At 64.3% G+C, this 22,954-nt stretch carries 19 protein-coding genes; 9 read left to right on the forward strand and 10 right to left on the reverse strand.

The genetic code is table 11. The features are described 5' to 3' along the window. The 7 genes from WCY17_RS01080 to WCY17_RS01110 all read right to left on the reverse strand — a co-directional run bounded on the left by WCY17_RS01080 (position 1) and on the right by WCY17_RS01110 (position 8,836). Positions 1 to 1,521 (reverse strand): 3-hydroxyacyl-CoA dehydrogenase NAD-binding domain-containing protein, encoded by a 1,521-nt coding sequence (locus WCY17_RS01080; protein WP_372700322.1) that lies wholly within the window; start codon positions 1,519 to 1,521, stop codon positions 1 to 3. Further along, positions 1,518 to 2,684 (reverse strand): acyl-CoA dehydrogenase family protein, encoded by a 1,167-nt coding sequence (locus WCY17_RS01085; RefSeq protein ID WP_372700323.1) that lies wholly within the window; start codon positions 2,682 to 2,684, stop codon positions 1,518 to 1,520. Before WCY17_RS01085 ends, WCY17_RS01080 begins: the two co-directional genes overlap by 4 nt. Further along, positions 2,684 to 3,388, reverse strand: coding sequence for an SDR family NAD(P)-dependent oxidoreductase (locus WCY17_RS01090; protein WP_372700324.1), 705 nt, complete (start codon positions 3,386 to 3,388; stop codon positions 2,684 to 2,686). Before WCY17_RS01090 ends, WCY17_RS01085 begins: the two co-directional genes overlap by 1 nt. Continuing rightward, on the reverse strand, positions 3,381 to 4,151 hold the full coding sequence (locus tag WCY17_RS01095; RefSeq protein ID WP_372700325.1) for an enoyl-CoA hydratase/isomerase family protein: 771 nt from the start codon (positions 4,149 to 4,151) through the stop codon (positions 3,381 to 3,383). Before WCY17_RS01095 ends, WCY17_RS01090 begins: the two co-directional genes overlap by 8 nt. A 6-nt stretch (positions 4,152 to 4,157) precedes the next feature. After that, the gene (locus WCY17_RS01100) at positions 4,158 to 5,774 is read right to left on the reverse strand and encodes a class I adenylate-forming enzyme family protein (RefSeq protein WP_372700326.1); all 1,617 of its coding nucleotides are present in this window, start codon (positions 5,772 to 5,774) and stop codon (positions 4,158 to 4,160) included. 61 nt (positions 5,775 to 5,835) lie between these two features. Beyond that, positions 5,836 to 7,086, reverse strand: coding sequence for a CaiB/BaiF CoA transferase family protein (locus tag WCY17_RS01105; RefSeq protein WP_372700327.1), 1,251 nt, complete (start codon positions 7,084 to 7,086; stop codon positions 5,836 to 5,838). A 91-nt stretch (positions 7,087 to 7,177) separates the two neighbouring features. Continuing rightward, entirely contained in the window at positions 7,178 to 8,836 is a 1,659-nt protein-coding gene (locus tag WCY17_RS01110) for a sigma-54 interaction domain-containing protein (RefSeq protein ID WP_372700328.1), read from the reverse strand. Positions 8,837 to 9,201: 365 nt separating this feature from the next. Between WCY17_RS01110 and rpoN the strand changes: the two genes are divergently transcribed. Both rpoN and WCY17_RS01120 read left to right on the forward strand, forming a co-directional pair. After that, the gene (rpoN, locus tag WCY17_RS01115; RefSeq protein WP_372700329.1) at positions 9,202 to 10,638 is read left to right on the forward strand and encodes an RNA polymerase factor sigma-54; all 1,437 of its coding nucleotides are present in this window, start codon (positions 9,202 to 9,204) and stop codon (positions 10,636 to 10,638) included. Then, a complete protein-coding gene (locus WCY17_RS01120) occupies positions 10,607 to 11,707 on the forward strand; it encodes a CaiB/BaiF CoA transferase family protein (RefSeq protein WP_372700330.1) in 1,101 nt (366 codons plus the stop codon). The genes rpoN and WCY17_RS01120 overlap by 32 nt, the downstream gene beginning before the upstream one ends. Positions 11,708 to 11,844: 137 nt before the next feature. On the opposite strand, the gene pcaF is transcribed toward WCY17_RS01120, so the two are convergent. Further along, a complete protein-coding gene (pcaF, locus tag WCY17_RS01125; RefSeq protein WP_372700331.1) occupies positions 11,845 to 13,050 on the reverse strand; it encodes a 3-oxoadipyl-CoA thiolase in 1,206 nt (401 codons plus the stop codon). Positions 13,051 to 13,266: 216 nt separating this feature from the next. On the opposite strand from pcaF, the gene tsaE reads away from it, so the two are divergent. Together tsaE and WCY17_RS01135 are read left to right on the forward strand one after the other, a co-directional pair. After that, positions 13,267 to 13,773, forward strand: coding sequence for a tRNA (adenosine(37)-N6)-threonylcarbamoyltransferase complex ATPase subunit type 1 TsaE (gene tsaE, locus WCY17_RS01130; RefSeq protein ID WP_372700332.1), 507 nt, complete (start codon positions 13,267 to 13,269; stop codon positions 13,771 to 13,773). Continuing rightward, positions 13,740 to 15,110, forward strand: a complete 1,371-nt coding sequence (locus WCY17_RS01135; protein WP_372700333.1) for an N-acetylmuramoyl-L-alanine amidase — start codon at positions 13,740 to 13,742, stop codon at positions 15,108 to 15,110. The genes tsaE and WCY17_RS01135 overlap by 34 nt, the downstream gene beginning before the upstream one ends. Positions 15,111 to 15,138: 28 nt before the next feature. Here WCY17_RS01135 and WCY17_RS01140 read toward each other — a convergent pair whose 3' ends face one another. Further along, positions 15,139 to 15,774, reverse strand: coding sequence for a VTT domain-containing protein (locus tag WCY17_RS01140; RefSeq protein WP_372700334.1), 636 nt, complete (start codon positions 15,772 to 15,774; stop codon positions 15,139 to 15,141). Positions 15,775 to 15,853: 79 nt separating this feature from the next. On the opposite strand from WCY17_RS01140, the gene mutL reads away from it, so the two are divergent. Both mutL and miaA read left to right on the forward strand, forming a co-directional pair. Continuing rightward, positions 15,854 to 17,806, forward strand: a complete 1,953-nt coding sequence (gene mutL / locus WCY17_RS01145; RefSeq protein WP_372700335.1) for a DNA mismatch repair endonuclease MutL — start codon at positions 15,854 to 15,856, stop codon at positions 17,804 to 17,806. A 3-nt stretch (positions 17,807 to 17,809) separates the two neighbouring features. Then, positions 17,810 to 18,793, forward strand: coding sequence for a tRNA (adenosine(37)-N6)-dimethylallyltransferase MiaA (gene miaA, locus WCY17_RS01150; protein WP_372700336.1), 984 nt, complete (start codon positions 17,810 to 17,812; stop codon positions 18,791 to 18,793). Positions 18,794 to 18,835: 42 nt separating this feature from the next. On the opposite strand, the gene purM is transcribed toward miaA, so the two are convergent. Further along, complete coding sequence (purM, locus tag WCY17_RS01155) at positions 18,836 to 19,885, reverse strand: phosphoribosylformylglycinamidine cyclo-ligase (RefSeq protein WP_372700337.1); 1,050 nt, start codon at positions 19,883 to 19,885, stop codon at positions 18,836 to 18,838. A 154-nt stretch (positions 19,886 to 20,039) separates the two neighbouring features. Here purM and hda point away from each other — a divergent pair, with 154 nt between their 5' ends. The 3 genes from hda to pcnB all read left to right on the forward strand — a co-directional run bounded on the left by hda (position 20,040) and on the right by pcnB (position 22,954). Further along, positions 20,040 to 20,756: a DnaA regulatory inactivator Hda gene (gene hda / locus WCY17_RS01160; protein WP_372700338.1), complete on the forward strand. Its 717-nt coding sequence runs from the start codon at positions 20,040 to 20,042 to the stop codon at positions 20,754 to 20,756. Continuing rightward, positions 20,753 to 21,451: an HAD family hydrolase gene (locus WCY17_RS01165; RefSeq protein WP_372700339.1), complete on the forward strand. Its 699-nt coding sequence runs from the start codon at positions 20,753 to 20,755 to the stop codon at positions 21,449 to 21,451. The genes hda and WCY17_RS01165 overlap by 4 nt, the downstream gene beginning before the upstream one ends. A gap of 84 nt (positions 21,452 to 21,535) precedes the next feature. Next, positions 21,536 to 22,954 carry a polynucleotide adenylyltransferase PcnB gene (pcnB, locus tag WCY17_RS01170; RefSeq protein ID WP_372700340.1) on the forward strand — a complete coding sequence of 473 codons (1,419 nt, stop codon included), beginning with the start codon at positions 21,536 to 21,538 and terminating at the stop codon, positions 22,952 to 22,954.

A 22,954-nucleotide genomic window follows, 5' to 3' on the forward strand; every position in this document is an offset into this window, starting at 1 on the left:
TCAAGATTGTTTCGACGCGCGATCGTGCGCCACTACAGCCCTGCGTGCGGGCCTGTAGGCCGCCTGGCCCGTCATGCGCCAGATTGCGATGCTGACGTCGTGGTGCCAGGCCAGCCCCCCACGGGTGACCCGCTCGATGGGCCCATCAGGGTAGCCCAGCCCCAGGCGGCAGGTCTTGTCCATGTCTTCGGCCAGGGCCAGGCCCTCGTCCAGGAAGCGCAGGGCATCATTGTACTTGGGCCGTACCAGCCGGTCGATGATCCGGCCCGGCCGATCGGCGCACACCACAGTGTCCAGCCCGGCCGCTTCGAACAGCGCGCGCGCCGCTTCGAGCGCCCGGCCATCCGTATGCGGCTGGCGCACGATTTCCACCAGCCTGGACGGCGCATCGCTGCCATTGCGGTAGCGCGCGAACCCCAGCACATTGGACCCCTCGCGCCCTGAATCCTCGCCAGTATGATGGCCCAGGCATTCCGTGGTGAGCTCGACCAGCACCGCCGTTCTGGTGGGGTCGGGCTCGTACGCCCCGCCCAGGCACAGGGTGACCTCGGCAGGCCCGGACGCGGCCCGGTCGAGGAAGGCGTCCCCCTCGGGAAACGAACGGCTGTCGGCCTGCCGAACCACCCGAAAGCCGGGGCTTTCGCGCGCCGGCTCGCGCACGGTGGTAGTGCCTGCCAGCAGCCCCTGGCCCGATTTCTGGCCCAGCCTGCCGGCCGCCACCATGCGCCGCACCAGGGGCGGCACTGCGGCACGCGGGTCCAGCGTGATGGGATAGAAGGCCTCGCCCAGGCGCTGCTGCGTATCCATGCCGACCAGATCGAGCAGCGTACAGGGCCCCATCTTGTAGCCCAGCCCCGAGCAGATGGCCGTATCGATGTCTGCCGGGGTGGCCGTGCCTTCATCGATCAGGCGCAGCACATCGTTATTGAAGGGCACGAGCAGCGCGTTCAGGATGAAGCCGGGTTTGTCCTGCGTCTGCACCGGGTTCTGCCCGGCGGCCTCGACCCAGGCCCAGGCAGCCTCGAAGCTCGCATCGGAAGTCTGGATCCCACGCGACATCTCGACCAGCTTCATGACCTGGGCGGGCAGGCAGAAATGCATGCCCACGACCCGATCCTGGCGCGCACAGCCAGCGGCGATTTCGGAAATCGACAACGTCGAGGTGTTGGATGCGAACAGGGTCTCTGGCTTGCACAGCGCATCCAGCTGTGCGAGAAGCTGTTTCTTGATCTCGAGATCCTCGAAGATGGCCTCGATGACCAGGTCGCAGTCAGCCAGCGCCTCGAGCCGGGTTTCGTCGTGCATGCGTGCCAGGGCAGCTGCGGCCTCCTCGGACGACAGGCGGCCGCGCTGCACCGCCTTGTCGAAGAATTTGCCAGCCGCCACCCGAGCCCGCGCCAGCCCTTCGGCCGACTGGTCATGACAGATTGTTTCATATCCGGCACGCGCCGCGACCAGCGCAATGCCTGCCCCCATGGTGCCGCCTGCGCCGCAGACAGCCACTTTTTTGATTGCAGTCATTTGTTCAGAAAGCTCCGTCCGATGAGTTGCCGGTGGATCTGGTTGGTGCCCTCCCAGATCTGGGTGATCTTTGCATCGCGCATCAGGCGCTCGGCGCGATAGTCCTGACAATAGCCATAGCCGCCGTGGAACTGCACGCACTCGGATGCCATGGCCATGGCCAGATCGGAAGCCCGCAGCTTGGCGATGGAGGCCTCGAGCCCCATGTCGTCCACCCCGTCATCGACCAGCTGGGCCACGTAATCGATCCAGCGCTCGAGCATCAGCAGCTCGCTGGCCAGATCGGCCAGGGTGAACTGATTGCCCTGGAAGCCCAGTATGGACCGGCCGCTTTGCACGCGCTCGTTGCCATAGGCCACCATATCCTTGAAGGCTGCCCGCGCGATGCCGCGGGCATGGGCAGCCACCGACGGCCTGGACTTGTTCAGCGACGCAAGCAGGATCGCCAGGCCATCACCCGGCTCACCGAGCAGATTGGCCCGCGGGACCCGGCAGCCCGAGAAGGACAGGCCGCAGGTGGATGAACCGTTATGCCCCATCTTGCGTTCTTTGGACACCACCTCGAAGCCAGGCGTGCCCTGCTCGAAGATCAGCACCGAAATCGCCCGCCTGGGATCGTCGATGGTCGACCATTTTCCGAACAGCAGATAAAGATCGGCGACATCGCCATTGGAGATGAAGATCTTCGAACCATCGACAATGATGTCATCGCCGTCGGGCGTGAAGCGCGTCTTCATGCCCGTCGCATCCGAACCGGCCGACGGCTCGGTGATCGCCAGTGCGCCCAGGCCACCCCCGGCGATGCGCGGCAGCAGCCGGGCACGCTGCGCGTCGCTGCCATACTGGATCAGGGGCTTCATGCCATGGAAGGTCGTGGCATAGATGATGCCTGTGGATGCGCAGGCTTCTGAAATGATGGACACGACCTCTATGTACAGGGCATAGGACATGCCCAGCCCCCCGTACGCCTCGGGCACGAAGAGCATGTTCAGGCCCAGTTCGTTGAGGGCCTGCACGTTTTCCCAGGGAAATTCGCCCGTGCGATCGATGTCTGCGGCATTTGGCGCGATCACCTCATCGGCCACACGCTGCACCTGCTCGAGAATTTGCCGCTCTTCGGGATCCCAGCGGCGGCTGCGTGCCAGTTGTTCGAATAGCTTCATCAGTGATTGATCCCCTGTGCACCATCGATATAAATGGTTTCACCCGTCAGGAACGGGATGGCTGCGGTCAGGATGGCGGCCACCAGGCGGGCCACATCTTCGGGCTTGCCCGCCCCCCCGGTCGGCACCCTGGACTTGAGCCACGCCCGGACCTTTTCCCGGGCAAGAAAATCCCGGTTCAGGTCGGTTTCGATGTAGCCCGGCGCCACATTCACCACCGCAATGCCGTGACATGCCCACTCGACGGCCATGACGCGGGTCATCGCGGCGACGGCTGCCTTCGAGGCGCAATAGGCCAGATTGTCGGGCGCCCCCATGCGGTCAAAGAATGAACCGATATTGACGATGGTACCGCCATGTTCGCGCAGAAACGGAAAAGTTTCCCTGGCGGCCACCATGACCGCCGTGGCATTCAGCGCCATCGCACGGTTGAAGTCGGCAACCGTGAGCGTGTCCGCCGAACCCCCCACGTGCACCCCGGCATTGTTGACCAGGCCTGCAATCGGACCCTGTGCCGCAATTTCTGCAATGGCATCGCGCACCGCCGCCTCATCGGTCATGTCGCACGTCAGATGCCGGCCAACCGGCCCGGCACCCGAGCGCGAGAGGCAGACCACGTCCCGGCCCCGCTGGACCAGTTCGGCGGCAATCGCCTGGCCAATCCCCTTGGACCCGCCCGTCACAATAAACAAACCTTCAGCCATCCTTGAACTCCGGTGAGCGTTTTTCTTCAAAAGCCCGCATGCCTTCTTCGGCATCTTCGGTACGATAAGCCAGCGTCGACAGCTCGGCTTCGAGCTGCAGCCCTTGTTCGATCGGCAGGTCCATGCCGCGCTGCACGGCCCGCCGGGCAAATTCGAGTACTGGCAGGCTGTAACAGGTGAAGTGGCGCGCGTAGGCCATGCCGGCCGCCAGCAGACCGTCGGCATCGACCACGCGCTGCACCAGGCCGATGCGTTCGGCCTCATCGGCCTTCACCGAGCGGCCCGTCATGATCATTTCGAGCGCCCGGCCTTCACCCACCAGCCGCGGCAGGCGCTGGGTACCGCCATATCCGGGGATCAGGCCCAACTTGACTTCCGGCAGGCCGAACACCGCATTGGGCGTGCACAGGCGGAAAGTGCACGCCAGCGCCAGTTCGAGACCGCCACCAAACGCGTAGCCATTCACCAAGGCCACCGAGGCCACCGGCAGGCGATCGAGCCGGGCAAAGATCGCCTGACCCAGTTCGGCACCCCGGCGCTGCGACACCAGATCACGGTGGCGCAGCTCTTTGATGTCGGCACCCGCACAAAATGCCTTGCTGCCCGCGCCGGTAATCAGCAGCGCCCGGACATCCGACATGCGGGCAACCTCATCCAGCGCATCCCGGATCTCGCCCAGAATGGCAAATGACAGCGCATTCAAGGCCTGTGGGCGATCGAGCGTCAGGCAGGCAAATTCTTCGATGATGTTCAGATTCACCATGGGTGTTCATCCTTTGTCTACAACATAACGTACAGGCTCGGGACGAAGGCGCCCGGCCCTGACCTGCTCGGTGAGCGTACGCTTGAGGATTTTTCCGCTGGCCGTGAGTGGCAGGGACTCGAGCGCGATGAACCATTCGGGCATGTCGAATTTCGACAGGCCTTCGCGGGCCAGATGGGCCAGCATGTCTTCGGCACTCACCTGCCCGATGACGGCCAGGCAGACCCTTTCGCCCAGACGCTCATCGGGCACCGGGAAGGCCGCCGCCTTGGCGACCGCGCCATGGGCAAGCGCCAGCGATTCGATTCGCGATGGGTAAATATTGTGGCCGCCACGAATGATCAGGTCCTTGGCACGCCCTTCGATGCGCAGATTGCCTTGCGCATCCAGCGAGCCCAGATCGCCCGACATCAGGAACCCTCGCCGGTTGAAGGCCCGGTCGGTGGCCTCCTGGTTGCCGAAATATCCCAGCATGAGTGCCGCACCCCGCCCCCCTATTTCACCGGTCTGGCCGACCGGCAGTTCGTGCTCGGGATGGTCCGGGTCCCAGATCCGCACCTCGTAGGCCGGCCCCCCGCGCCCACAGGTGGAGATCCAGACGTCCCTGGGATCGTCCGGATGCGTATACTGGTGCGAGGAGTTTTCTGTCATCCCGTAGATGTTCTGCGGCGTGATGCCCTGATCGGCAAATGCCCTGGCGACGATCTCCGGGATGGGCGCGCCGGCCATGTAGAACACGCGAACGGCGCCCATGGCCGACAGGCCGCGCGTCTTTTGTTCGGCCAGGATATCCATCGCATGGGTGGGCACCCCGAGCACATAGGTGGCTCCGGTTTCGATGATCCAGTCGAGGCGGCTCATGCCATGGGGCGGATCATCCAGTACCAGCGCGGCCCCACTGACCAGCCACTGCCCCGCAGCGACCCAGGCGATGTGGTGCGAAAGGGGGCTGAGCGTCAGGATCACATCGTGTTCGGACAGTGACCAGTCATGCGCCAGGCCACGTGCATTGGCCAGCAATGTGTTCGAGGAATGCATGACACATTTGGGCTTGCCCGTGGTGCCCGAAGTGAAGGCCAGATAGGCCACGGAATCCGGGTTGTCGTGCATGTGATCATGCACACCGGTGATGTGCAGTGGAAAAACCTGTGGCCGATACACTTTTTTCAGGAAGGGCAGGCGCGCCAGCATGGCATCGAAGTCCTGGCTGGCCCGATCGGCCCCCCAGCCATCTTCAGTGATCAGCACCGAGGACTGGAGTTCTGTCAACAGGCTGACAATCTCGGCGCAAGTGTAGCTGCGATGCAACGACGGGTTGCACGCTGCGCCAATGCGCGAACAGGCCAGAAAGGCAATGACGGCCTCGACCCGGTTCGACATCCAGAGCGACACGCGATCCCCCGCCACCAGGCCGCGTTCCAGAAAATCATCCGCCAGCGCATCCACGCGGGCCTTCAGGCTGATCCAGTCGAACTGATTGCTGCCATCGCGCAAGGCTTGCGCCGACGGCGCTCGCGCCGCATGCCTGCGCATCAGCATGTAGAACGTATCAGGCTGCCAAAGGCCCCGCGCATAGTATTCCCTGCTGGTGGCCGGATCATGCAGGGTCAGGAAAGGACGCATGATGACTCTCGGGTGACAATGAATATCGGTGATCGTGTACGGTGCGAATGCCTGCGGATGGTCATGAGGGTTCACCCTGTGCGGTCTTGCGTTTCGCCAGCGTGGCCAGTATGGACGCGGTGTGTTCCCCCAGCCTCGGCGGTGCTGCACGCGGGGTCGCCGACTGGCCATCGATGCGGATCCCCAGGCCCACCTGGGGCACCTGTTGCGTGCCGTCCTGCAGCGTGAAAAACAGGCCGCGCTGCTGAAAGGCGAGATCATGTGCGGTTTCATCGACCCGGTTGATCGGCCCGGCCGGAACCCGACTGTTCGCGAAGATCTCGAGCCACTGCGCACGGGTTCGGGTGCGCAGGATCGCCTGGATGTCGGCCACGATTTCACTGCGATGCGCACGCCGCCTCGCATTCGTGGAAAATTCAGGCCGGGCGGCATACTGCGGGTCGCCTACCGCCGCCCAGAAGCGTTTCCAGATGGCATCCGAACCCAGCCCCAGATTCAACAGCAGACCATCGGCGGTTTCGAAACTCTGATAAATGGCAATGACACTGTCCGTACCCCCCGAACGCGCAGGAATTTCACCCGAGCCCAGGTAGCTGGAAATCCGGCAGGCCAGAAACCGCGTCATGCTTTCGGCCAGGCTGATGTCGATCTTGGCGCCTTCGCCCGTGCGCTCACGCGCGAGCAAGGCCACCACGGCCGCCATGGCCGCGTCCTGGCCCGCCAGCATGTCGGCCGCCGGGGCGCCGATCTTCTGGGGGCGCCCATCGGCTTCGCCAGTGATGTCCATGATGCCGGAATACCCTTCTGCGATCAGATCGTAGCAGGTCAGGTCGGCCCGCTCGCCGTCAAGGCCGAACCCCGTAATGGACACAAAGACCAGATCGCTTTTCAACGCCCTGAGCGTTTCATGGTCGATGCCCAGTTTGCGCTGCACATCCAGCGGCTGGTTGCACACGAGCACATCGGCCCGCTGCAACAGGGCACGGAACTGCGCCTGCCCCTCGGCACAGCCCAGATCCAGAACCACGCTCTTCTTGTTGCGATTGACCGCAGTGAACCACAGGGAATGGCCTTCGAGGAATGGAGGCCCCCAATGGCGGGCGTCATCGCCGTTGGGTCGCTCGACCTTGATGACTTCGGCTCCAAAATCCGACAGCAGCATGGTCGCGTACGGGCCGGCAATCGATGTCGTGAGGTCCAGGACGACAAACCCGGACAACATCTGAAACCCCGCGCCCACGGGCCGCACCGGCAAGTCCTGCCATGGCAGGCGGGCCGGTTCCAGCGCCTTTGCGGCATTGGCGTCATTCATCTTGCTTCCTCCGACAGACACAAGCCTTGTACCCGCAAGATCCATGCCAGAATGAGACGCGCCGTATGACAACCGCTGAAAACCGCAGGCCTCAGCCCTGCATTTTCTTGTACAGATAGGTGCGCGAGATGCCGAGATATTCGGCCACCCTTTTCTTGTTGCCTTTGAATCGCAGCATGGCTTCGTCCATGATCTCGCGCTCGTAGCGATCCAGGGCGTCTCGCAATCCACCTTCCTCTATGTCGCCCAGGCTGGCCAGGCCAGCCGTACGCCCTGCGTGACCATCGGCTTGCGAAGCCGTGGCCTCGAAGTTCCGGATGCCCAGGCGCCCATCCTCGCAGAACACAAACGCGCGTTCGACCACATGACGCAACTGGCGCACATTGCCTGGCCAGGCACGCCCCATGAGATGGTCCAGCGCATCGGTGTCCACGATGGGCATGTCACGACCATATTGTGTCGCAAATTCAGACAGAAAATGGTTCAGCAACTGCGGAATGTCTTCGAGACGTTCAGACAGCGCCGGGACATGAATGATCACCGGGCTGATGCGATAGAACAGATCGAGGCGGAAGCGCCCAAGCTCGACGAACTCTTCAAGATCACGGTTGGTCGCCGAGCAGAGCCGGAAATCGATCTTTCTCGGGCTGGCACTGCCCACGCGTTCGACGATGCGGTCTTGCAGAACGCGCAGCAGCTTGGCCTGAACCTCGAGAGGCATATCGCCGATTTCATCGAGAAACAACGTGCCCCGATCTGCCTGCTCGAATTTCCCGGCGCGGCCCTTTTGATCGGCCCCGGTGAATGAACCCGGGGCATAGCCGAACAGTTCACTTTCGACCAGCTGGGCCGGCAGGGCGGCGGCATTGACCGTGACCAGGCGCTCTGGACTGCGCGAACTGAGCATGTGCAGGGCCTGGGCGACCAGTTCCTTGCCTGTCCCGCTTTCACCCTGGATCAGCACCGGGATGTCCAGCGGCGCAATCTTGCGGATCTGGTCGCGCAACCGCATGATGGCTGGGCTGTGTCCGATGATCGCATCGAGGCACGATTCTTTCTGGCGATTCTTGCGTGCCTCGGTGCGGTAGGTCTCGATCTCTTCTTCGAGCACATTGATGCGCCGCGCCAGGGCCTCGACCTGTTGCGGACCCTTGAACATCACCCGCCCGATCGCCCCGACCACCCTGCCTTGATGCCGGATGGGATGGCGCGACACGACGCGCTCGCCGCCACGCATGCGCTGAATCTGCCCCACTTCGGCGACCCCGGTGCGCACAACGTGGTTCAGGCGCGTGTTTTCGATTACATCGGTGACCTTTTTCCCTACACCTTCACCTTCTTTCAAGCCGAAGAATTTTTCGTGAATGGGGGATACGAACACCAGGCGCTCATGGGCATCGATGATGGCCATGCCATCGAACGGATCCAGCAGCAGGTGCTCGATGATGTCGAAAGCAAACGGGACCCCCAGCAGGAAGCGCAGGACCGTCTCGCCCTGATCCCCGAAAAACACCACCAGCACACCCTGCGCGAAGCGGGTCACGATGGCCGTATAGCGTATGTCGGTGAAAGTGACGATCTGCAGGCGCCTCTGGACGGCCTCTTGCAGCCATGCCGCATCGAGCAGCAATGCCCGCAGGCGCGCCTGCGATGCGACACCCGCATGGCTCTGAAGCCTGCCATCGGGATCGATGACGGCAATCCCCAGGATGCCATCGTGCTGCATTTCTGCAGATGAATCCATGCTCATGCTTTGCTCCTGTTGGGAGTGGCCCCGCAGCATCCACATGCCAGCTGCAGCGTTCACATGCCAGCTGCAGCGCCCGTGTCAACTGCAAGTACCCGTGTCGCCCGCCGGGAGGCCCCCCGCAATGGATGCATTTTGTCTTTTTTGCGGACACCATGTCAATTCAGCCACCAAAATGAACGAATACCGTACGCAATCGATACAAAAAGGACCTAACCATGCTGTTTGGCACGGAAATTGCGTACAGCCTATGATTGGAGAATCAGGTCTGCCGGACGAACCGTCCTGTAAACGGGCCGCAGCCATACAGGCAAAGCGGCCTGATCGTTGTCCGGCAGCCAGGTGTCATCCACGGAGGGCAACCGAACATGAAAATCGAACTGGGGGCAGCCCAGCAGATCCGGCCATCACTGGCCATCACCCAGCAGTCCATCCAGGCCATAGAAATCCTTGGATACGGGCAGGAAGAACTCGATGCGTTCCTCCAGGAGCAGCTGGATGGCAACCCTCTGCTGCAACAGGACTCGACGGAACCCACAGGCACGAGCGCGCATGTACTGCCCGCACGGCCTCCGGCACGCCCATACGCCGATCGATTGCCAGGACAGGGCGGTGCCACGGCCGATCTGCAATCCGTGGCCGAGTTCGTCAGCGCCCGGACCACCTTGCGGGACCATCTGCACCTGCAGCTCGCCTTGCTCAGGATCCCGGACGATCAATGCGTGCTGGCGCGGTATCTGATCGACTCGCTCGAGCCCGACGGCTATTTGCGCTGTGCGCCGGACGATCTGGCCGCCCTCCTGGATCTACCTGCCGGAAGCTTCGATCGAGCCCTGCACCTGGTGCAGGCCCTCGATCCAGCGGGCGTCGGGGCACGCTGCCTGGCAGAATGCATGACCTTGCAATTGCTGGACCAGGGCCGGTTGTCACCCGCCTTGCAAACCCTGCTGGCCAACCTCGAACTCATCGAACGTGGCGATGTCGAGCGGCTCGCGCGGCGCTGCGAGGTGACCGTCGCGCAATTGAGCGATCTGATCGCGATCCTGCGTACCCTGGATCCCCGGCCCGGCAATCGTTTCAATTTCGAACCCATCCAGCCCGCCCTGCCGGACATTCTGGTCTGCACGGGCCCCGGAGGCCGGGTGTCCGTAGAGTACAATCCGGCGCTCATGCCGAGACTGCTGATCGACCGCACGTATTTCACCGAGCTCGACGCCAGCCTGCGGGCCGATTGCGACCGGGATTTCCTGCAGACGTGCCTGCGCCAGGCCAACAGCCTGATCCATCATCTCGACCAACGGATACAGACCACCCTGCGCATCGCCACCGAAATCGTGCGCAACCAGGTGGACTATCTATTGCACGGCGACGGCCATCTCAGGCCACTGCTGCAGAAGGACATCGCACGCGTGCTGGGGCTGCATGAATCCACCATAAGCCGTGGCATCGCCAATAAATACATGCAGTGCCCCCAAGGCCTGGTGCCCTTCAGGCACTTCTTCTCCGACAGCCTGCAGGCTGCAAATGGTGAACAGGACATCGCGGCAAGCGCCATCCGGCATCGCATCCGCGACCTGGTGTCCGGTGAAAGCCATGAATCGGTGCTGTCCGATGACGCGATCGTCGATCTGCTGCAAGGCGAAGGGATCCAGATCGCACGCCGCACCGTGGCCAAATACCGGACCCAGCTGAACATACCTTCGTCGACCCAGCGCCGCAGACGCAAGCGCCTGCCCTGGCACACAACAACCCACCACTCAACCGGATCACCATATGTCGCCACTGAACGATATTCTCGTCCTTGATTTCAGCACCCTGCTGCCCGGCCCCATGGCCACCCTGTTCCTCGCCGATGCCGGCGCGCGGGTGATCAAGATCGAGCGCCCACCCACCGGCGATGAAATGCGCCTGTACCAGCCGTCCGTGCAGAACGAAGGAATCAATTTCGGCATGCTGAACCGCGGCAAGGAAAGCCTGAGCCTGAACATCAAGGACGCCGATGCCATGGCCCGGCTGCGGCCGCTGCTGGAACAGGCAGACGTCATCATCGAACAGTTCCGCCCCGGCGTGATGGCCCGGCTTGGGCTCGCCCATGACGATGTCCGGGCCCTGAATCCCGACATCATCTACTGCTCCATCAATGGCTGGGGCAGTACCGGCCCCAAGGCCACGCTGGCCGGACACGATCTCAACTACATGGCCGAGACCGGCGTACTGGGGTTGAGCGTGGACAGCACGGGCGCACCGATCCTGCCGCCGATTCTCGCAGCGGACATCGCGGGTGGCGCGTACCCAGCGCTGATCAACATCCTGCTGGCTCTGCGGCGCCGCGACCAGACCGGCGAAGGCTGCCTGATCGAAGTCGCCATGGGCGAAAACCTTTTCCCTTTCCTGTACTGGGCCCTGGGCAATGCCAACGCCCTGGATCGCTGGCCGGTTGCGGGTGGTGAAACGGTGACGGGGGGCACGCCACGCTATCAGATCTATCGCACGCTCGACAACCGCCACCTGGCCGCGGCCCCTCTGGAAGATCGTTTCTGGGCCAATTTCGTCGCCGTGCTCGGGCTGCCACCGGAACTCGCGGACGACCATCGCGACCCCGCGGCCACACGCGCAGCGGTTGCAGAAGTGATTGCGCGCAAGAATGCCGCCGAGTGGATGCAGGCGTTCGAGGGCATGGACGTCTGCTGCTCGATCGTGCTGACGCTGCAGGAAGCACTGCAGGATCCACATTGGGCCGCCCGCAATACGTTCAGCCGATCGCTGCAGCTGGGTGGCAAGACCATCCCTGCCCTGCCTTCGATCATCGCGCCCGCCTTGCGCAGCACCACAGTGGCGCCGCAAGCCCCGGAGCTGGGCAGCCTCACGCCCTGACCGACACCATGTGACCGACCGGCACCCTGTGAAGCCCCGTGCCATTGCGGTCACGCACCAGCCCGAGAGCAGCCGTCAGGCTGGCTGGCCAGCCATACCGGGCCAGCCAGCCCGATGAGCGGGCCTGAGCCAATCGGTCAGACGCGCTCGAGCACCACGGCAATCCCCTGGCCCACCCCGATGCACATGGTCACCAGCGCGTACCGCCCCTGGACATGATGCAGGCGATTGATGGCCGTGGTGGCCAGACGCGCGCCACTGGCACCCAGTGGGTGACCCAGGGCAATGGCACCACCCCAGGCATTCACCCGGGCATCGTCGTCGGCGATGCCCAGCTGGCGCAGTACCGCCAGCCCCTGTGCCGCAAAGGCTTCATTCAGTTCGATGACATCCATCTGCTCGAGTGACAGACCCGTCTGTGCCAGCACTTTGCGGGACGCAGGCACAGGGCCGATGCCCATCACCCGTGGCGCCACACCCGCCACCGCCATGCCGACCACGCGAGCACGCGGCTGCAGGCCGAAGCGGGCGGCCTGGGCCTCGCCTGCCAGCAGCAGGGCACATGCACCGTCATTGACCCCGCTTGCGTTGCCCGCGGTCACCGTACCCTCGGGGTGCACCACACCCCGCAGGCGCCCCAGGACCTCCAGACTGGTCAATCGTGGATGCTCGTCCGTATCCACCACCAGCGGATCGCCTTTTCTGCGCGGTACGTGCACCGCCACGATTTCCCGTGCCAGATGGCCGGCCGCCTGCGCCGCATGGGCCCGCTCCTGGCTGGTCTGGGCCATGAGATCCTGGTCGTGGCGGCTGATGCCATATTCGCGGGCCACGATTTCAGCCGTTTCGGGCATTGAATCGACCCCATATTGCTGCTTGAGCAACGGGTTGACGAAACGCCAGCCTATGGTGGTGTCGTACACGGCATTGGCGCGCGCATAGGCGGATTCAGCCTTGGGCATGACGAAAGGTGCCCGGCTCATGCTCTCGACCCCGCCAGCGATGGCCAACCCGGTCTCGCCCAGGCGGATTGCGCGCGCCGCGCTGCCGACGGCATCCAGCCCCGAGCCGCACAGCCGGTTGATGGTCATGGCCGGCACCGCGATGGGCAGCCCCGCAAGCAAAGTGGCCATGCGCGCCACATTGCGATTGTCTTCACCCGATTGATTGGCACACCCCATGAGTACGTCATCCACGCACTCCCAGTCGACACCCGGATTGCGCTCGACGAGTGCGCGCACGGGGATCGCTGCCAGATCATCGGTACGCACGCTGGACAGTGCGCCCCCGTAGCGCCCGAACGGCGTTCGGATGGCATCACAAATAAAAGCCTGACGGTTCATGAAAAATCCTCTGATGAAAAATGTGGCGTGCATGCTGCGGACAACAGCCGCGCGAACCAGGACTGCAGATGTACAACCGCAAGAATTGTGCCATGGCTGACTGAAACACGCCGATCAGCCCCCTGCCCGCGGCGGCGCGGCACCTGGCCAGAGACACGACCTATAACGCCAGATCGCATAAAATGCAACGCATCCACCCAGGCCAAACCGGCCGCAATGTCTCCAATGAACAACATCCTGCTCTGGCCCCTGCCCGACGAACCGGCCACAGAAGAACTGGCGCGCCAGCTGGCCGGGCTGCTGTGCGGCCAACACCCGAAAGCCCCGCAGACAGGCGGTCGCATCCACCTGCACGGTGATCTGGGCACCGGCAAGACCACCCTGGTACGGGCGCTGCTGCGTGCAGCGGGCGTGCAAGGGCGCATCAAAAGCCCCAGCTACGCCCTTCTTGAAAGTTATAATGTTTCTAACTTATACTTCCATCACTTTGATTTTTATCGGTTTAGCGATGCGCACGAATGGCGTGACGCGGGCTTCGACGAACTCTTCGACGAGCAGGCCATCATTCTGATCGAATGGCCCGAACAGGCCGGCACCCGTCTACCGCCCCCGGATCTGGACATCCACCTGCGATATGCAGACCCCGGACGCCACGCCACACTCAGTGCCCACAGCAGCAAAGGACAAGGATGGCTGACGCATCTGAACGCACCACAGGCATGATCCCGCCTGCCGCCCCGCTGCGGCGCAGGCTGATCGCCGGCGCGGGCACCCTGCTGATGCTGCCCGTGCTGCCACGCATGGCGCATGCAGCCACCATCGTGGCTGTGCGTACGTGGCCAGCAGACGAATACACCCGGGTCACCCTGGAAATGGACACCGAGCTCAAGGCCGAACACTTCACGCTCACCAACCCGCATCGCCTGGTGGTGGATATCGATGGCCTGCAGCTCAAGGCCGCCATCAACGATCTGGTCAAGCGCATCAAGCCCAACGACCCCTATATCGCCAGTGTTCGCGTGGGGCAGAACCGCCCCGATGTGGTTCGTCTGGTGTTCGACCTCAAGCAGGACGTGGCGCCTCAGGTGTTCACGCTCAAGCCCATCGGTGAATACCAGTATCGTCTGGTGCTGGATCTCTACCCAAAGGTCGCCCAGGATCCGCTCATGGCCCTGCTCAAGGACGCCGAGAACGATCCGCTCGCCGGCATCCTCGAGGATCTTGCCCAGCAGCGGGGTTCGGGCAAGGGCTCGATTCCGCTGGCTGACGGCCAGGACCTGCCCGCACCGCCAGCGAGCCACAGGGCCGAGCCCCCTCCCCCGCCCTCGCGCCTGGCGCCGCCCAGCGTGGCCGCCCGCTCGCGTCCGCTGCTCATCGCCCTGGACCCAGGCCATGGTGGTGAAGATCCAGGCGCCATCGGCCGCCACGGCACCCGCGAAAAAGACGTCGTCCTGCAGATCGCCCAGCGCCTCAAGAAACTGATCGATGCACAACCCAATATGCGCGCCTACCTGACACGCGACCGGGATTACTTCGTGCCTCTCAATGTGCGCGTCCAGAAGGCTCGCCGTGTGAAGGCGGACCTGTTCATTTCGATCCATGCCGATGCCTGGATCAAACCCACGGCCCGTGGCTCTTCGGTCTGGGCCCTGTCACAGAACGGGGCCACCAGTGCCTCGGCGCGCTGGCTGGCACAAAAGGAAAATGACGCCGACCTGATCGGCGGCGTGAATCTGGGTGCGCACAATGCCCAGGTGGCCAAGGTGCTGCTCGATCTGTCCACAGGGGCCCAGATCAATGATTCGATCCGCGTCGGCACCCAGGTTCTCAATGAAATCGGCAAGATCAACACGCTGCACAAGAACCGCATCGAGCGCGCCGGGTTTGCCGTGCTCAAGGCGCCCGACATTCCGTCCATCCTGATCGAAACGGCCTTCATCAGCAACCCGGCCGAGGAAAAGCTGCTGCGCAGCCCGGCGCATCAACAGCGCATCGCCAGCGCCGTACTCAGCGGCGTGCAGGATTATTTCGCTTCCACGGCCGCGCTGGCGCGCTCCTGAAAATCCCTCCGGCCATGCCGCTGGCGCGTCACAAGTGACGCGTACGCAGCAACTTCCAGAGCACCCCCAGCGCAGCCGGCACTGCCGCCGCCGCCACGCCCACGAGCACGATGGTGTTCAGGTGATCCTTGATGACGGGCACGTTGCCGAAGAAATAGCCCAGGGTGATCAGACCTGCAATCCAGAGCACCGCCCCCAGGACGTTGTAGAATTGGAACACCCACCAGCGCATGCCGGCCACACCGGCCACAAACGGCGCAAACGTCCGGAACAATGGCAGAAAACGTGACAGCACGATTGTCTTGCCGCCGTGCTGCTCATAAAAGGTGTGCGTACGGATCAAGGCCTTGCGATCGAGAAAGCGATAGTCGCGCGCAAACACCTTGGGCCCGATATAGTGGCCCACATGATAATTCACGGTATTGCCCAGGACGGCGGCCACGATCAGGATACCGCCCAGCAGCACGGGATCGAGCAGCCCCGAAGCCCCGAAGGCCCCGGCAATGAACAGCAGCGAGTCGCCGGGCAGGAAGGGCAGGACCACCAGGCCCGTTTCACCAAAGATGATCCCCGCGAGGATCAGGTAGATCCAGGCCCCGTACTCGACCACCCAGACCCCCAGGGATTGGTCGATGTGCAAGATCAGCTGGAAGAACTCGGCCATGGAAGCAAACTGCCCTGTGTCGATGGATGAATTGCGCCGCTCACTATAATCGTTATCTGGAATGAATGCCTTGCCTGACATGTCACGACCCATTGCGCCCCTGCCCGATACCCTGATCAACCAGATCGCCGCTGGCGAAGTCATCGAGCGGCCGGCCTCGGTTCTGCGTGAACTGCTCGACAACGCGCTCGATGCCGGCGCGCAGGCCATCGAAGTACGGCTCGACGGCGGCGGCATACGGCGCATCATGGTGACCGATGACGGCAGCGGCATTGCGCACGAACAGCTCAGCCTGGCCCTGCAGCAGCATGCGACCAGCAAGATCAGCTCACTGGACGAGCTCGAATCGGTCGCCACCCTCGGGTTTCGTGGCGAAGCGCTCGCCTCGATCGCCTCGGTGGCGCAGTTGACCCTCACCTCACGCACGGCCACGGCGCCCCATGCGTGGCAGTTGGCACCCGGCCAGACAGCGCCCGAGCCCGCTGCCGGCGCCATCGGCACGCGCGTCGAAGTCCGGCAACTGTTCGACCAGATCCCGGCGCGGCGCAAGTTCCTGCGCGCCGAGGGCACCGAATACGCGCACTGCCTGGACGTACTCGAGCGCATGGCGCTGGCACACCCCGCAGTGGCCATCCGTGTGTTTCACAATGACCGGGCACAGCGGCACTGGCCCGCCACGGATCTTCCAGGGCGCCTGCACGATGTACTGGGTGCGGATTTCATGCAGCAGGGGATACCGATCACGGCGGAACACGGCCTGGTCGCGCTGGATGGCGTCATCACGCGCCCCACGTTTGCACGCAACCGCGCCGATCGCCAATATCTGTACGTGAATGGCCGCCACGTGCGCGATCGAACCGTGTCACACGCCGTGCGCCAGGCGTACGCAGACGTGCTCCATGGCGACCGGCAGCCCGCCTGGGTGCTGTTCCTCACGCTGGATCCGAATGCGGTCGACGTCAACGTGCACCCGGCCAAACAGGAAGTGCGCTTTCGCGAAAGCGGCGCCCTGCATCGCTTCGTGGCCCAGAGCCTGGGCACCGCGCTGGCCACCCCGGGCGGGGAAGCCGGAGAGGCCGGCCACACTGCGCACGACCTGGGCACGCTGTCGGGGCCGGCCATGGACGACCCGGCTGGCGCCTTCTCGGCAACAGCCAGCGAAGCCGGGGATCCCGGGGCACCGTCCCGAGCCCAGGCCTGGGCCCCAGATCCGGGGCGCCCGGCAACGGTCTCCAGGGTGCCTGCGTCTTCGACTCATGCAGTATCCGCAAGCCGCACGGCGTCCGGCCCCTGGGGCCGCATGCCGGCCCAGCAACCCATCGGTCTGCAAGAGCCCCCGGCCGGTGCGGGCTGGCAGGCCCTCTATCGGCCACTCGAAGAGCGTCAGGATCCCGCGACAGGCCCATCTTCCAGCTCGTCCTCCAGCCTGCCCACCGGGCTGCCCGACGACCTGCCGCTGGGCATGGCGCTGGGGCAGCTGCATGGGATCTATATCCTCGCCCAGAACCGCAACGGCCTCATCGTGGTGGACATGCATGCAGCGCACGAACGCATCGTGTATGAATCCTTGAAGCACAAGCTCGATGAAGCGCCCCTGGCCGCACAGGAACTGCTCGTTCCGGTGGTCATTGCCGTGAACGAAATCGCCGTGGCACTGGCTGAGGAACACCGCCGCACCCTGGAGGATCTGGGCCTGCATCTGGCGGCCACCGGGCCCGCATCCCTGGCTGTGCGGGCCGTACCGGCCCTGCTGGCCGATGGCGATATCGAGTCGCTGGCCCGTGGAGTGCTCGCCGATCTGGCACGCTACGGTCAATCGGCCCGCCTGACCGAACAACGCAATGAACTGCTCGCCACCATGGCCTGCCACGGTGCGGTTCGTGCCCACAGGCGCCTCACCCTGGAAGAAATGAACGCCTTGCTGCGCCAGATGGAACGCACTGAACGGGCTGACCAGTGCAACCATGGCCGCCCCACCTGGTTTCACTGGACACTGGGTGATCTCGACAAGCTCTTCATGCGGGGCCAGTAAGGCATGACCCAGCGCACAGCCACGCCCATCCTCTGCCTCACGGGCCCCACGGCCGCGGGCAAGTCGGCTGCCGCGCTGGCCCTGGCGCAGCGCTGGCCCATCGAAATTATCGTCATGGACTCCGCCACTCTGTATCGCGGCATGGATATCGGCACCGCCAAGCCGGATCGGGCTGAACAGGCTCGGGTGCGCCATCATCTGATCGACATCCTGGACCCGGCCCAGCACTACTCAGCAGCCCGATTCGCCACAGACGCCACCCGTTTGATCGCCGAAATCGAGGCCCGGGGCCATAGGCCTCTGCTGTGCGGGGGCACCCTGCTCTACTGGAAAGCCCTGCGTGAAGGCCTGCATGATCTGCCCGGGGCGGATCCACAATTGCGGGCCGAACTGGATGCACGCGCACGGCGCCACGGCTGGCCTGCCCTGCACGCGGACCTGGCGCGCGTGGATCCCGCCACCGCAGCCCGCCTGGCTCCCCATGACAGCCAGCGGCTGCAACGCGCACTGGAAATCTTCCATACCAGTGGCCGCCCCATGAGCCACTGGCTGGCACAGCCTGCCCGGCCGTTGCTGCCGGGCAGGTCGTTCGTCACCCTCAGCCTCGAACCGGGCCGACGTGATGCCCTGCACGCGCGTATTGCGCAGCGCTTCGATGCGATGCTGCAGGCAGGCCTGCTCGAAGAAGTCGAATCACTGATGGCCCGCCCCGATCTGCACCCCGGGCTGCCCGCCATCCGCTGCGTGGGCTACCGGCAGTTGTGGGAGCACCTGCAGGGCCGCATGCCCCTGCCCGAAGCCCGCGAGCAGGCGATCGCCGCCACCCGCCAACTGGCCAGGCGCCAGCTGACCTGGTTGCGCGCCCAGTCCGAACGGCAGCGGATCGACGGCCTGGCCGCCGATGCAACCCGCCAGGTGGTCGATGCGGTGGCACAGGCACTCAAGGCCCCGGGGCCGGAACCTGTCTGGACATCCACCCCTGTGTGAACCCCCCCACAGGCTGAAGAGCGTGGTTTGCCCCGCGCCTGGTCAAAGGATGACGGTCTGTGCCGTACCTGGTTCTGCCGCCACGATTTCGCCCAGCACGTGTACCGTTTCGCCCTGCGCGCGCAAAGTGCCGGCCACCGCGCCTGCTGATGCGGCCTCGACCACCAGCACCATGCCGATGCCGCAGTTGAAGACACGCGCCATCTCGTGGTCGGACACGCCCCCCTGAGCCTGCAGCCACTGGAACAGCGCGGGGCGTGCCCAGGCATCGGCATGCAGCTGCGCGCGCAACCCCGGCTGCAGGATGCGCGGGATGTTCTCGAGCAGGCCCCCGCCAGTGATGTGCGCCAGGCCCTTGATGGCCCGTCCATGGGCGGCCAGCGCGGCCAGAACGGCCCGTACGTAGATGCGCGTAGGCGCCATGATGACGTCGGCCAGCGGGCGCCCTGCGAGATCCTGCCCCGGGTGTGCGCCTGCATGATGAAGAATCTTGCGGATCAGCGAATACCCATTCGAGTGGGCACCGCTGGAGGCCAGGCCCAGGACCACATCACCCGGCCCGATGCTGCGACCATCGATCAGGTCGGATTTCTCTACCACCCCGACCGCAAAACCCGCCAGATCGTACTCGCCATCCGGATACATGCCGGGCATCTCGGCGGTCTCGCCACCGATGAGGGCGCAGCCTGCGAGTTCGCAGCCGCGCGCAACCCCCCCCACCACCTGGGTGGCCACGTCGAGGGACAACCGGCCACAGGCGAAATAGTCAAGAAAATACAGTGGCTCGGCCCCCTGCACGAGAATGTCGTTGACGCTCATGGCGACCAGGTCGATGCCGACGGTTGCATGGCGCTGCCACTCGAACGCGAGCATCAGTTTCGTGCCTACACCATCCGTGCCGGACACCAGCACCGGCTCGCACATATGGGGCGGCACTGCAAACAGGGCCCCGAAGCCACCAATGCCGGCCATGACGCCGGGGCGCATGGTGCGTGCGGCCAGGGGCTTGATGCGATCCACCAGAGCGTCACCGGCGTCGATATCGACGCCCGCATCCCGGTAGGTGAAGGAAGGTTTCGAGGGCTGTGTCATGATGAAAGGCACCAGAGGTCAGGAAAACGGCATACGATCTGACGAAAACGGCCGGATATGCCAGAATGCCGCATTCGAGCGATGTCGCCCACGATGGGCGACAGCACCCACAATTTTACCCGACTGCGGATCCACGCCGCCTGCGCCAGACCTCATGTTGCAACAGCAGATCCTGGACATCCTGCCGGCCCCCGACCCTACGCTGGCCGGGTTTGTTGCCGGGCCGAACATCCCGATACTGCAGGCCGTGCGCGAACTGCAGCCGGGGACACTCCTGTACCTGTGGGGCGGTCGCGGCAGTGGGCGCAGCCACCTGCTGCGGGCCGCGGCACATCAGCCAGACCCGCAATCCGGCCAGCCGGCCGGCCTGTATGTTCCAGCCACGCAGGCCGGTGAACGGCTGCCATCCCTGGCTGACGAGGACACGCCCATTCCTGCCCCGCTGATCGCCATCGATGACGTACAGCAGTTCGAAGCCAGCGCACAGGGTGCGTTGTTCGGCCTCATCAACCGCTGGCGCAGCACCATCGACACGCCCGCGGCCTTCAGCATACTGTGTGCAGGCAACTGTGCGCCGCGCATGCTGGCCCTGCGCGAAGACCTGCGCACCCGGCTGGCCTGGGGGCACGTGATGCGCCTCGAGCAATTGTCGGACCATGAACGTGGCCAGGCACTGCTGGACCAGGCCCGCACTCGTGGCATACCGCTTGCGCCCGAACTGCTGCACTGGATCCTGACCCACCATGACAGGGACATGGGGCGCCTGATGGCCCTCATGGACGCCCTGGACCGATATTCCCTGGCCCGCCACAGACCCATCACCCTGCCACTGCTCAAAGAGTTGCTGGCGCATTCCGCATCAGACCCATGACCCATCATCTCGCGCTCTTCGATCTCGATCACACGCTGCTGCCCTTCGACAGCGATTATCAATGGGCCGAATTTCTGGCCCGTACCGGACGCGCTGGCGATCCAGCGCTCGCGCGGGCACGCAACGACGACCTGATGCGGCGCTACAACGAAGGCGCGCTGAGCGCCGAAGAGGCCGCCGATTTCATGCTGGGCCTGCTGCGCCTGGGCAGCGCCGAAGAACTGGCCGCGTGGCATCGTGAATACATGGACACGGTGGTGCAGCCGCGCCTGCTGCCGCAGGCGCGGGCGCTGGTGGATGAACACCTGGCCCGCGGCGACCTGTGCGCCATCGTCACCGCCACCAATACGTTTGTCACCAGCCCGATCGCGCAGGCCCTGGGTATCCGGCACCTGATCGGCACCATTCCGCAACAGGATGCGCAAGGCCGGTACACCGGACGCATCCATGGTACGCCCAGCTTCAGCGCAGGCAAGGTCATCCGGGTCCGTCAGTGGCTGCTCGAACTCGATCGGCAGCTGAGCGATTTCGACGAGACCTGGTTCTACAGTGATTCCATCAATGACCTGCCCCTGCTGGAAGCCGTCAGCCACCCGGTGGCCACCAATCCCAGCCCCGCACTGCGCGAAATCGCCCGGACCCGCGGCTGGCGCGAACTCGACCTGTTTTCCGAGCTGCAGGACCACAAATCGTGAGCCGGAACGCAGCAGCAGGCGCCCGTAGCCAATGAAGCGGGCTTTCCCTGCGGACTGATGGTGCAGGCTGGTAAAATACGCGCCATGCTCCAGCAGACCATACGCCATCTCGTGACCCGCCTGTTTGCCGGTCAGCCCTCCGGGCCACTGCGCCTGTCACACAGTCAGCACGGTATCGACCGGCGCCTGGTCTCGCGGCATGCCATCAAGGTGTGCGAAGTCCTGCAACAGCAGGGCTATGACGCCTACGTAGTGGGCGGCGCGGTACGGGATCTCATCATAGGGCTCGCGCCCAAGGATTTCGACGTCGCCACCAATGCCACGCCCGCGCAGATCCGGCCGCTCTTCCGGCGCGCACGCATCATAGGGCGGCGCTTTCAGCTGGTGCATGTGGTCTTCGGCCAGGAAATCATTGAAACATCCACATTCAGGGCGCCTTCAGCCACGGGCCAGCCCACGGACGAACACGGTCGGATCCTGCGCGACAATGAATTCGGCACCCACGAAGAAGACGCGGCACGACGCGATTTCACCATCAATGCGCTGTATTACGATCCTCTCAAGGAAGAAGTGATCGACTTCCATCATGGCGTGGCGGATCTCAAGAACCGGGTGGTGCGCATCATTGGCGACCCTGAAACCCGCTATCGCGAAGATCCCGTGCGCATGCTGCGGGCCATGCGCTTCAAGGCCAAGCTGGGCGCGCGCATCGACCCCGCCACCGAGGCGCCCATCACCCGTCTGGCGCCGCTCATAGCGCACGTACCGGCCTCGCGCCTGTTCGACGAAACCCTCAAACTGCTCAGTTGCGGGCATGCGATGGACTGCCTGCGCGAGTTGCAGCGGGCTGGCCTAACCCGCAACCTGATCCCGATCATCGAGCAGGTGCTCGCCGAAGACCGGGATGCCGCCTTTGTCGAGATGGCCTTGTCGCGCACGGATGCACGGGTGCGCGCGGGCAAGGCAGTCAGCCCGGGGTTTCTGTTCGCCGCCTTGCTGTGGCGGCCCGTACACAGGCGCTGGCAGGAACAGGTAGCCCACGGTGTGCAACGCAACGAGGCGCTCATCAATGCCGCCGATGCCGTCATGGAAGAGCAGTTGCAGGCCCTGGCCATACAGCGGCGCCACCAGGCCGACATGCGGGATATCTGGCTCATGCAGGCCCGCTTCGAGCGCGCCACCCTGCGCACCATCTGGCGCATGGTCGAACAGCCCAGATTCCGTGCTGCCGTCGATTTCCTGCAGTTGCGTGCCGAGGCACGCGAGGTCGACAGCGTATTGGCCCAGTGGTGGATGGACTTGGCCAACAGCAGCCATGAGCAGCGCACCCAGATGATCGAAGCATGGCAAGCCGGGCATGCGGGCGGCCGCAAGGCCGGCAGCGGCACCAGTGCGCGCCGCCGTCGGCGACCCAGCCGGCGCAAGGCCGGCACTGCGGCGCAAGCCGCAGAAGACGCCTCGCCCGCGCATGCATCCGGCGCCCGGGATGGTTCACCGCACTGA

The sequence above is a fragment of the Castellaniella sp. genome (assembly GCF_041677825.1).
Classification (GTDB): domain Bacteria; phylum Pseudomonadota; class Gammaproteobacteria; order Burkholderiales; family Burkholderiaceae_B; genus Castellaniella.